Source organism: Chitinophaga sp. G7 BAM 1005 (assembly GCF_057126945.1).
This window is the reverse complement of sequence record NZ_CP181478.1, coordinates 4772222-4784287: the sequence shown is the minus strand read 5'-3', so window position 1 is coordinate 4784287 and position 12066 is coordinate 4772222. Positions and strand designations below refer to the sequence as shown.

Annotated in this window: 8 protein-coding genes and 1 tRNA gene; 6 read left to right on the top strand and 3 right to left on the bottom strand. The window is 43.5% G+C overall.

Features of this window, described 5'->3' with window-relative positions; translation table 11 throughout:
* Window positions 1-72: 72 nt before the first annotated feature.
* The 5 genes from ACMXI2_RS19050 to ACMXI2_RS19030 all read left to right on the top strand — a co-directional run bounded on the left by ACMXI2_RS19050 (window position 73) and on the right by ACMXI2_RS19030 (window position 7558).
* Window positions 73-957, top strand: a complete 885-nt coding sequence (locus ACMXI2_RS19050; protein WP_483777666.1) for a helix-turn-helix domain-containing protein — start codon at window positions 73-75, stop codon at window positions 955-957.
* Window positions 958-1300: 343 nt separating this feature from the next.
* Window positions 1301-2494: an efflux RND transporter periplasmic adaptor subunit gene (locus tag ACMXI2_RS19045; protein ID WP_483777665.1), complete on the top strand. Its 1194-nt coding sequence runs from the start codon at window positions 1301-1303 to the stop codon at window positions 2492-2494.
* A 137-nt stretch (window positions 2495-2631) separates the two neighbouring features.
* Window positions 2632-5796 (top strand): efflux RND transporter permease subunit, encoded by a 3165-nt coding sequence (locus ACMXI2_RS19040; protein WP_483777664.1) that lies wholly within the window; start codon window positions 2632-2634, stop codon window positions 5794-5796.
* A gap of 41 nt (window positions 5797-5837) precedes the next feature.
* Complete coding sequence (locus ACMXI2_RS19035) at window positions 5838-7256, top strand: efflux transporter outer membrane subunit (protein ID WP_483777663.1); 1419 nt, start codon at window positions 5838-5840, stop codon at window positions 7254-7256.
* Window positions 7257-7473: 217 nt separating this feature from the next.
* Window positions 7474-7558, top strand: a tRNA-Ser gene (locus ACMXI2_RS19030).
* 330 nt (window positions 7559-7888) lie between these two features.
* Here ACMXI2_RS19030 and ilvD read toward each other — a convergent pair.
* The 3 genes from ilvD to ACMXI2_RS19015 all read right to left on the bottom strand — a co-directional run bounded on the left by ilvD (window position 7889) and on the right by ACMXI2_RS19015 (window position 10814).
* Window positions 7889-9571 (bottom strand): dihydroxy-acid dehydratase, encoded by a 1683-nt coding sequence (gene ilvD / locus ACMXI2_RS19025; RefSeq protein ID WP_483777662.1) that lies wholly within the window; start codon window positions 9569-9571, stop codon window positions 7889-7891.
* A 39-nt stretch (window positions 9572-9610) separates the two neighbouring features.
* Window positions 9611-10180 (bottom strand): Crp/Fnr family transcriptional regulator, encoded by a 570-nt coding sequence (locus ACMXI2_RS19020; protein ID WP_483777661.1) that lies wholly within the window; start codon window positions 10178-10180, stop codon window positions 9611-9613.
* A gap of 211 nt (window positions 10181-10391) precedes the next feature.
* The gene (locus ACMXI2_RS19015) at window positions 10392-10814 is read right to left on the bottom strand and encodes a winged helix-turn-helix transcriptional regulator (RefSeq protein ID WP_483777660.1); all 423 of its coding nucleotides are present in this window, start codon (window positions 10812-10814) and stop codon (window positions 10392-10394) included.
* Between the two features lie 127 nt (window positions 10815-10941).
* Between ACMXI2_RS19015 and ACMXI2_RS19010 the strand changes: the two genes are divergently transcribed.
* On the top strand, window positions 10942-12054 hold the full coding sequence (locus tag ACMXI2_RS19010) for an alkene reductase (protein ID WP_483777659.1): 1113 nt from the start codon (window positions 10942-10944) through the stop codon (window positions 12052-12054).
* Window positions 12055-12066 lie beyond the last annotated feature (12 nt).

The following is a 12066-nucleotide window of genomic DNA, read 5'->3' as shown; positions in this document are numbered from 1 at the left end:
GCAAGGTTATTTAATCAGCTACCTTTACATCACCAAATTCTAAATGACGGTTACCGCTAAAATATTAAACCAATGGAAGTATTAGAACGTGTTGTAACACGAAATTCGGATGTACAGGTTTATAACTGCGATTACGCAGAAGGCGCTCATTTTTTCATGGGCGAGTGGAATGGTTATGAGTGCGCAGGTGATCTGAATATACCGCATCGTCATAATGGATATAGTATAGATATATTGATCAAAGGTCGTATAACGCAGATTATTGATTTTAAAAAACACGAGATGGAAGCGCCGGCGCTCATGCTAATGGAACCTAACCAGGTGCATCAGCATGAGATGGATCCCGATGCGGAACTCATTAATATTTACTTCACCAACGACTTCCTGGTACCCGAAATGCAGGGAGTGGTGAGCTGCTGGCGTTGTGTATTCAGCTCCGGTATGGTGCCGCTGAATGAGGAGCAGCTGGAGGAAGTATTGTCTTATGCAGATTTGATCAGGAAAGAGTATAAGAGCGACAAGCTACGCAAGGACGCTATCATCCGTAACCTGTTGAATGCTTTTGTTATTGCGTGCGGACGTATTTCTGAACCTTCCGGCAACTGGATGAATGCAGAGAGTTCACAATATAATATGGCGCGGCAATTTAAGATGCTGGTAGATCAGCATTTTCATGAGAAAGCACAGGTATCGGATTACGCGGAAATGTTGTACGTTTCACCGGGACATTTAAATGACACAGTGAAGGCGTTGCTGGGAAGGAATGCCAAATTTATTATCGACGAGAAACGGATTATGGAAGCAAAACGCCTGCTGTACTGGGGTGAGCACTCTATCAAACAGATTGCAGCGCAGTTGAATTTTGAAGATGACGCCTATTTTAACCGTTTCTTTAAGAAGCATTCCGGATTCACTCCTGCATCATTTCAAAAGAGTATCCGTGAAAAGTACAATTAAACCCGTAATAATTTAAACGTCCGTTAACTTTAAATATCTATTTTTGCATTGTCTTTAAAATAATGATGTCGCCCGTGCATCATTCAAAATTTTGAAAACCGATGAGAATTTTTTAGCGGCCGACCGCAAACCTTCAATTTCTTTTTTACAGTAGTAACAAATTGCTGTGCTCAAACGTATAATGTGCTGTAACATTATAGGTGTCTGAGTGTTGCGGGACTACCTACCTGTATTTCACAACCCGATTGCTGTCACTATATTGATTGCTGCGAAGCAAGGCTGCCATGTATTGGCCTTGATCGTACCGGGGAATTTTATTGTTAGTCGTTTAAAACAAAGTAGTATGAAACCATTGAAATCAACATTGACCACATTGCCGGCAGGCATACTTTATAGTTTTTTTGTTCTTTCGGTACTGTCTGCCTGCAGCACATCGCAGGCAAAGAATGAAGCACCGCCACCAGCGTCTTTACCTGTAATTAAAGCAGTTACATTACCTGCTACAACGTTTCAGGATTTCTCTGCTTCGGTAGAAGGAACCCGTGATGTGGAAATAAGACCACAGGTAGATGGCTATCTAACGAATATTTCAGTAGATGAAGGCGCCTACGTTAGAAAAGGTCAAACACTTTTCACGATCGACAGAAGACCTTATGCAGAGCAACTCAACAATGCCACTGCAAATTTACAAGCTGCAACAGCGGCATTAGAGAATGCACAAATCAACGTTGATAAATTGAAACCGTTACTTAGTAATAATGTGGTATCGGATGTTCAATTGAAATCGGCCGAAGCAAGTTACAATTCAGCGAAAGCTAATGTTGCCCAGGCAAGGGCCCAGGTAGAAGCCGCCCGTATCAATCTTGGGTTCACAAATATTAGTGCACCCAGCGATGGTTATGTGGGCAGTATTCCTTTTAAAACAGGAAGCCTTGTTAGCAGAGGAATGGCAGGCGCATTGACTACTATTTCTGAAGTAAAGGATATGCGTGTTTATTTTTCTTTGAGTGAAACCGATTTTCTCAAATTCAAGGAAAAATATCCAGGTAATAGTATTGCTGAAAAAGTAAAAGGAATGCCAGCGGTAGAATTAATCCTGGCAGATGGAAGTGTTTATCCTGAAAAAGGAAAAGTTGAAATAGTGGAAGGGCAGTTTGACAAAACTATTGGTGCAATTAGTTTACGTGCCAGCTTTCCTAATGCACAGGGAGTACTTAGAAGTGGTAGCACCGGTAAAGTGAGAGTACCTACTTTACATGCTTCTGCATTGGTAATTCCCCAGGAAGCCACGTTTGAACTGCAGGACAAAGTGTTCGTTTATACCGTGGCCGATAGTAACAAAATTGTTACAAAACCACTCACCATTTCTGGCAAAACGTCTAATTATTATTTTGTTACTGATGGCGTAAAGGTGGGAGATAAGATTGTATTATCTTCTCAATCTACCATGATGATGGGTGGTTTAAAAGATGGCGTTGTTATTCAGCCACAAATGGTATCTATAGATAGTTTGTTGAAAGCAAAGCCGCTGCTTTAAAGTAATTAAGCGTGAAAACACGCCAGTGTTAAGAACGTTTACACAAAACATTATTCAAATTGCGACGCAGGCAGTGTTGTTACACACATGCACTGTTTGTGCTCGTGCGGACATACCGCAACCCATAATTGTTATTTATGTTAAAACGATTTATTGAAAGGCCGGTGTTATCAACGGTTATTTCTATCATATTGGTTATACTGGGAGGATTGTCTTTATTCTCCCTGCCTACGGCCTTATTCCCTGAGATTGCGCCGCCATCCGTACAGGTTATCGCCAATTACCCTGGCGCCAACGGGGAGGTGATAGCCCGTACAGTTGCTACCCCGATAGAAGAATCGGTAAATGGTGTGGAGAACATGACGTACATGACCTCCAATTCCAATAACGATGGTAGCTACGTCTTGACAGTTTTTTTTAAACAAGGAACGGATCCTGATATTGCGGCGGTAAACGTACAAAACCGTGTATCTAAAGCCAATAGCCAGCTGCCTCCCGAAGTATTACAAGCCGGGCTTTCTACACAGAAAGTACAGAGCAGCTTCCTGATGTTTGTGGCGATATATAGCGAGGACAGCGTTAAGTATAACGAACTGTTCTTAAATAACTATGCAAGAATTAATATCATCCCTCAGTTACAACGTATACCAGGGGTAGCACAGGTACAGCCATTTGGTTCAAAGGATTATTCGATGCGTATCTGGTTGAAACCCGACAGGCTTGTTGCTAATAATCTTTCTACAACAGAGGTGATGAATGCGATCAAAGATCAGAACGTAGAAGCTGCACCAGGGCGTTTGGGACAAAGTAGTAAAGAATCTTTCGAGTATATTATTAAATATAAGGGAAAGTTAAATAAGCCTGAAGAGTATGAAAACATGGTGATTAAGGCAAATAACGATGGTTCTGTTCTTCGCCTTAAAGATTTGGCCCGGGTTGAACTTGGAGGCTATACTTATACTGCCTCGAATTTGCTTGATGGCAAACCGGCTACTGGTTTTGGTATTGTGCAGACACCGGGTTCCAATGCCAATGAAATTCTTACCGAACTGGAACGTCAGATTGGAGAATTTGAAAAGGCGTTACCCGATGGTATGAAGTTTAAGATCATGTACAACTCGAAGGAGTTTTTGGATGCATCTATCGACCAGGTAAAAGAAACACTGATCATTGCGTTCATCCTGGTGGCCATCGTGGTTTTCGTTTTCCTGCAAGATCTGCGCTCTACATTGATCCCGGTAATTGCTGTTCCTGTTTCGATTATAGGTACCTTCTTCTTCTTACAGTTATTCGGCTTTAGTATTAACCTGCTTACATTGTTCGCATTGGTACTGGCTATTGGTATTGTGGTGGATGATGCAATTGTGGTTGTAGAGGCCGTACACTCAACGATGGAACGTGAGCATTTACCGGCAAGAGAGGCAACGGTTAAAACGATGAGTGAGATATCCGGTGCGATTGTTTCGATCACATTGGTAATGGCAGCAGTGTTTGTACCAGTGAGCTTTGTACAGGGTCCTGCAGGCGTATTCTATAAACAATTCGCCTTTACACTGGCCATTGCTATCGTTATTTCTGCGGTGAATGCGTTAACGCTAAGTCCTGCGTTGTGTGCTTTATTCTTAAAGAATCAGCATATAGGCGAAGGTGGAGAGAAAAAAGGTTTTGGCGCCCGCTTCTTCGATGCGTTTAATACCGCTTTTAATGCAATGACGGCAAGATATATACGGAGCATCAAATTCCTGCTGAAGAACAGATGGGTGGCCATTACGGGATTATTGCTTGTGGTGGTTGCTACAGTTTGGCTGATCAAAAAAACACCTACCGGGTTTATTCCAGATGAGGATCAGGGGTTTGTAGTTGGTATTACCCAAACACCTCCCGGTAGTTCACTTAGCAGAACGGAGAATGCAACGAGCCAGATCAGTAAAATTACGATGAAAGATGAGGGGGTGAGCGATGTATGGGCTGCAAATGGGATGAACTTCGTAACAAATGCGAATGCTTCCCCTAATGCTGCGATATTTGTACGGTTAAAAGATCGTAAGGAGAGAGGTGCTGTAAAAGACCCGACTGCTATTGCAGGCGGTTTGTTAGGCAAATCAATGCAAGTACATGATGCCTTAACTTTTTTTGTTGGTTTTCCAACAATACAGGGTTTCGGTAATGTGAGCGGGGTAGAAATGATGTTGCAGGACAGAACAAACGGATCGCTGGAAAAATTAGCAGGAACGGCATGGGGTTTTATTGGTGCATTAAGTCAGCGGCCGGAAGTGGCAAGTGCGTTCACTACTTTTAATACGGGTAATCCACAATACACCATTGATATAGATGATGTAAAAGTGAAACAATTGGGTGTATCTGTTGGTGATTTGTTGAATACGCTGCAAACGTATTATGGTAGTAGTTTCGTTTCAGACTTTAACCGCTTCGGGAAATATAGCCGCGTAATGGCGCAGGCCGATATTTCATACCGGATGGATAAAAGTTCGTTGGATGCTATTTATGTAAAGAACAACCTGGGTACGATGGTACCGGTAAGTACAGTGGCCAAATTCACACGTGTATATGGCCCGGAAACGGTTACACGAAACAACCTGTATAGTGCTGTTACCATTAATGCTACACCCAAACCAGGTTATAGTACCGGTGATGTAATTACAGCCATTGGAGAAGTATCGAAAAAGGCATTGCCACAAGGATATGCCTATGAGTTTACAGGTATTACCAGGGAAGAGATAAGAGCAGGGAACCAAACTGCGTTCGTGTTTTTATTGAGTGTATTGTTCGTATTCTTCCTGCTGGCTGCACAGTATGAAAGCTATATCCTGCCACTGGCAGTAATCCTTACCGTACCTACGGGTATATTAGGCGTATATAGTTTCATTGGCCTTAGCGGCATAGAAGGCAATATCTACGTACAAATAGGTATGATCATGTTGATAGGATTATTGGCAAAAAATGCGATCCTGATCGTGGAGTTTGCCATACAACGGCGAAGGGCGGGTTATAAGCTTGTGGAGGCGGCTTTGGAAGCAGCACAGCTTCGTCTTCGTCCAATATTGATGACTTCCTTTGCCTTTATTGTTGGTATGTTGCCATTAATCTTTACACAAGGTGCATCTGCCAAAGGAAATCATTCGATCGGTTGGAGTACTGTAGGTGGTATGCTTACCGGGGTGGTCCTGGGAGTATTCATCATACCTGTGCTGTTTGTAATTTTCCAGTTCCTGCAAGAGAAAGTCAGCCGCAAGCCGATAGTGGAAGTGGAAGAAGGACATGAGGCAAAACTGGTACACTAAAAGATTACCATTATCTATTATCAGAATCAGAAAAAAGACAAATGAAAACAAGTTATAGCTCATTTTTAATTCTGTTGTCCTTAGTTGTAGGGTTAGCAGCTTGCCGGGTAGGCCGCAATTACGAGCGGCCCCCGGTGGCGCTGCCACAGCAGTTCAATAATGACACTGCGCCTTCAGACACCAGCAGTATAGCAGAAATAGAATGGAAGAAATTTTTTACAGATGCCACCTTGCAGCAGTTGATCAGCCAGGCCCTCACCGGCAACTATGATCTGCAGCTGGCGGTGAAAAAAGTAGAAACGGCACAGGCCTATCTGAAACAGGCCAAAGTAGCCTGGTTGCCGGCTTTTACGGCTACTGCATCGGGTAGTACCAACTTCCCTTCCAAGAATAGTTTCAATGGATTGAACCTTTCTGTTAATAACCTCGGCGACCATATCGAAGATTTTAACATCGGTGTAGGTATGTCGTGGGAAATTGATATCTGGGGTAAGATAAAACGTCAGAAAGAAGCTGCACTGGCCAGCTATCTGCAATCATACGAAGGTGAGCACGCCGTGCAAACCGGGCTGGTAGCAGCAATAGCCAACAGTTACTTCAACCTGCTGATGCTGGACAACCAGCTCAGTGTGGCCCGCAGAAACCTGGCGCTCAGCGACACCATCGTAAAGATGATCCGCCTGCAGAAAAACGCCGGTGAAGTAACCGAGCTGGGTGTACAACAGGCTATTTCGCAGCAGCAAACTGCGGAACTGCTGATACCACAGCTGGAACAAGGTATTGCCATCCAGGAAAATGCGTTGCGCATTTTAACCGGTGAGCTACCGTCAACGATTACACGTAACAGTAAACTGAGCGACTTCCAGGTAACGGAATCATTGCCGGCAGGTATTCCTGCCGCTATGATCAGCCGCCGCCCGGATGTACGGGCCAGCGAAATGGGACTGGTAGCCGCTAACGCACAGGTAGGCGTGGCGCAGGGTAGCATGTATCCTACGCTCACCATCACCGGCAGCGGTGGATTGAATGCCTTCAAAGCCAGCACCTGGTTTAATCTTCCTTCCTCCCTGTTTGGTACAGTGGCCGGAAGCGTGGCACAGCCTATCTTCCAGCGCCGTCAGTTAAAAACGCAACTGGAAGTAGCTAAAATCCAGCGTGAACAGGCCGTGATCCAGTTTAAACAATCGGCCCTCACAGCTGTAGGAGAGGTAAGTGATGCACTGGTAAAGCTGGACAAAGTAAAGGTGCAGCAGGAAATTGCGGTTCGCCAGGTAAATACTTCCCAGCTGGCAGTACAACAGGCCCAACTGCTGTTCCGCAGCGGTATGGCTAACTACCTCGAAGTAATCACTGCGCAGTCGCGTTCTCTGCAGGCTGAACTGGCCCAGGCCGACATAGACCGTCAGCGCCTCAGCGCGATGGTAGACCTGTACCGCTCTCTGGGCGGTGGCTGGAAATAGTTGCAGCAAATGACGGATCAAAGCGAAAGACCATCAGGAGAGCTTTTGAATCATTACAAGAAACAGATCGCTTAGGTCCGTCATTTTCATCATATCATCCCGGTTTACGGATCGTAAGCCGGGATTTTTATTTTTAGAATCCTTGCTGCTGGCTGGTTTGAAAAATAATCTATGAATTTTTTTTTATTTTCAATTTCTTTTATACTTTTGCGTCCCTGGAGAGTTGGCAGAGCGGTCGATTGCGGCAGTCTTGAAAACTGTTGACTGTAACAGGTCCCGGGGTTCGAATCCCTGACTCTCCGCAAAATGTGATACAAAAGTTCATTATTGAATTTTGTATCACATTTTTAGTTTTAAGAGGTATTTATCAGATGCTTTCGATTTGAAAAGCGGTTTTCGGCTTCTGATGTTGCAAGGTAAGCGGCAAGGATTGTCTTATTTTCTGGGATTGACAAATCCAGTTATTTCATCAGGCGATCTTCCTCGCTACGTTGGGAGAAACCTTTAATGGCTTGTTCATCGGTGCTGACGCTGATATAGAAGAAGGCGGTAGGGATAATCTTTCCTTTATAGGATAAAGGAATTGAGTGAAGAATTAGTAAAAACCTTCCCCATCATTACAATTGGTATGTCTAAGCTTTCAGTATAGCGCCATTACTTGCATTCGTCACCAGGCGCCGATATTGCCTGAGCCATCTTGACTTAAGTTCTTTCTTCATGGGAAGAAATTGACGCCTCCGTTCTTCGATATCGTATTCATTTAAATTCACTGATAGTATGTAGTTATCGACGTCAATATGAATTTCATCTCCATCTTGCAAAAGGCCAATCATACCACCCTCGGCTGCTTCCGGTGAAACATGTCCGATAGACACCCCCCGTGTCGCGCCACTAAAACGTCCGTCTGTTATGAGTGCAACTGAGGCCCCAAGTCCCATACCCATAATTAGGCTTGTAGGTGTCAACATCTCCTGCATACCCGGACCGCCTTTTGGCCCTTCATATCTTATCACGACAACATCTCCGGCGACTACACCTCCGGAAAGTATTCCTGCTATCGCCTCATCCTGACCATTAAAACATACTGCCTTTCCTGTAAAGACTCTTTTACCGATAATTCCTGCTGTTTTCACTACAGCACCCTGCTCTGCAAGATTGCCATAGAGAATAGCTAATCCACCTACCGGGCTATATGGATTATCTAATGTACGGATGACCGTTGCATCAAGTGTTTTTGCTCCTGCAAATCTTTCATATAGGCTTTCACCCGTTATAGTAAGGTTATCTGCCAGCACATCATTGCCTCTTGCGGTCATCTCTTTCATCACCGCATTAACTCCACCTGCTTTGTTGATATCTTCCATGTGAACGGTCGTAAGGCTGGGTGATATTTTTGCGATATGTGAGACAGCTTTGGAAATCGAGTTGATTTCACCCAGATGGAAATCGACCTCAGCTTCTTGAGCTATAGCAAGCATGTGTAAGACAGTATTACTACTTCCACCCATTGCCATATCTACAGCGAATGCATTTTTTATGGCATTTCTGTTGAGAATATTTTTCAATTTAAACTTCTCACGCGCTGATTGTTCCTTCGCTATTTCACAAATCCGCCGGGCTGCGTCCTTATAAAGCAATTCCCGTTCTGGAGTTTTTGCCAGAACTGTTCCGTTGCCAACCAGTGCTATGCCCATCGCTTCCATTAACGTGTTCATGGAATTCGCAGTAAACATTCCCGAACAACTACCTCCGCTGGGACACGCATTGCATTCAATTTCAAGAAGTTCTTCGTCACTCATTTCTCCAGTCTGGTGCTTTCCAACGGCTTCAAAAGCAGTTGCCAGGTCAATGGGTGTTCCATTCTTTTTATATCCTTTTGCCATTGGTCCTCCACTTACAAAAATAGTTGGCACATTGACCCTAAGCGCGCCCATGATCATTCCAGGAACAATTTTGTCACAATTAGGTATTGCAATCATTGCGTCCAGCTTATGAGAATTCATCACTGTTTCAATAGAGTTGGCAATAATTTCCCGGCTAGGTAATGAATAATGCATTCCATCATGTCCCATTGCAATACCGTCATCAACACCAATAGTGTTGAACTCAAAAGGAACACATCCATTTGCCCGGATTTCCTTCTTAATGATTTGGGCAACCCCATCCAGGAAAAAGTGACCTGGAATTATTTCAATAAATGAATTCGCCACACCAATAAAAGGCTTAGAAAAGTCTTCATCCGTTAAACCTGTTGCTCTCAATAGCGCTCGGTGCGGGGTTCTATGTGCGCCTTTTTTCACTTCATCACTTCTCATAAATATTATCGAATTTATATAGTACTGGAAAAAATCAATCTAAAGAACCTGTGATTTCAGCCTGCTAAGTGTTTCGGGTGATATGTTGAGGTAGGCCGCCAGATTGAGATTGGATAACCGTTGTGTTAACTCCGGATTATTTTTTAAAAGGCTACGGTAACGCTCGCTGGCATTCTGGGTCAATAAACTACTGAGCCTGGAGTTTATAACAGTCAGCCCATATTCCAATATGTAGATATACATTTTATCCCACTCCGGAATCAATTTCCGAAGATTGATAAAATCAATATGTGAAATTGTCCATAACTCAGATGGTTCTATGGCTTGGATGTACTCTGGAGATGGCTCCCTGGTGATGAAACTGACAATTGACGTAAGAAAGGTATGTTCAAAAGCCATGAAACGCGTTGCAATATTATGGTCTTCGGTGCTATAATATAATCGGAGGCAGCCCTCATTAATAAAAAAAAGACGATCTGCAACTGCTCCCTGTTGAAGTAAATGTTCATTTTTATCAACCTTTAGGGTTTTAAAGCAGGCTAAAGCGACGGAAAGTTTCTCGTCATTAATGCCTGTTATTTTTCTTATAAGATCTGCCAGTACTTTCATTTGTAATTGGTTATACCATACAAAGTTGCAGCAAATACTTTTAAAAAAAATTGATGAAGGTCAAAATCGACAACGGTATTCAAAGCTATGATAACATAACCCTGACTCTCCGCTAGCTTTAAAGCCTTCAGGTCGAAAGATTTGAAGGCTTTTTCGATTTTGAGGGATTGGGGAATTGAGATTGGATTGGCAGAAATCCTATAGCCAAACCTTATCCGATCTTACGCGCTATAGTCAGATGTCTATAAATCTGGCATGTCGATTTTGAAGTTTCGCTAATCTTAGGTGCTTGCTTAATAACATTCTCCAAAAAGCTGCGGTTAGCATCACCCCATTGGTTCATGGCATCAATAATAGGCATCAACGAACAGCCGATCTCCGTAAGCGAATACTCCACTTTAGGCGGCAGTTGCGGATAGGTTTTCTTCTCTATCATGCCATGTCCTTCCAATTCTTTGAGTTGTACGTTCAATACCCTGCGGGTAGCGCCAGGAAATAAGCGTAGTATCTCGCTTGGACGCTTTACATCCATCGAAATAGCACGGAGGATGGCTGGCTTCCATTTGCCATTCAGCACTTCTTTAGTCAGGTGCAGCCCGCAATCTATTGTGAGGGGAGTCTTTCTTTCGTACATATGCTGTTCACTTTACTCAAAAATAGGCATTGTATTTTAATTCCTATAGGGGATAAATTTATCCCTATGGTATTAGTTTTTCCCATATTGTAACGCTGGGGCATATGCCCGAAGTTTGCGTAAAAAAATGATGGAAAATACAGCACAACCTCTATTAGAGGAATATCAGATAGGTGATTTGAAATTGAAAAACCGGGTCGTAATGGCATCACTTACGCGTGGACGTGCCACCAATACAGGCCTCGTTCCTACGCCATTAATGGCCAGGTATTATGCACAACGCGCTTCAGCAGGCTTAATTTTGAGTGAAGGCACCTGGGTGAGTTCGAAGTCTATTGGTTTTATTAATGTGCCAGGCATTTATACGCAGGAACAGATTGAAGGATGGAAACCGGTGACCCAGGCAGTACACAACAAAGGAGGACTAATCTTCTCTCAATTAGGGCATATTGGTTCTGCATCTCATCCAGATTTTTTTGATGGCGAATTGCCCGCAGGCCCTTCCGCCATTAATCCGCAAAACCATTCTTATACCCCCCAGGGCTTTAAAGATACACAAACGCCCCGCGAGTTCACCGTTGCTGAAATTAAACAAACTATACAGGATTACAGGCAGGCAGCTAAGAATGCTAAAGAAGCAGGATTTGATGGCGTTGAAGTACATGCTCAGGCTGGCATGTTAATTCCTCAATTTCTAAGCCTGGCCACTAATCATCGTACCGATGAGTATGGTGGCAGTATTGAAAATCGTGCACGTATTATATTTGAAATACTGGATGTCATCTTAGAAGTATGGGAAAGCACAAGGGTAGCCATCAAGTTTACACCGGTCGCATATAGCCATGTGGGCATCGTGACGCCGGACGAAGAAACTATTCCAATGTTCCAGTACATCCTTAAAAAACTGAATGATTACAATCTCGCTTTCCTGCACATTGTTGGGCCTGCAGAAACTTTAACGGGTACACCGGTAGAAGTACTGCAGGATAATTATTTCAGCCATTTCCGCTATCACTACAGCGGCAGGTTGATGGCTAACCTGGGCTTTACGCAGGAAAGCGGGAATGCCATCCTAAAAGAAGGCATAGCCGACCTGGTATCTTTTGGTACACCATTCATTGCCAACCCCGATTTGGCAGTCCGTTTTAAATATAATTTGCCATTGTCAGAAATGAACCGGGATACGTTATATAGTGGGGACGAAAATGGATATACCGATTATCCTGAAGCGGTGTTTTAATATTCAGGACAT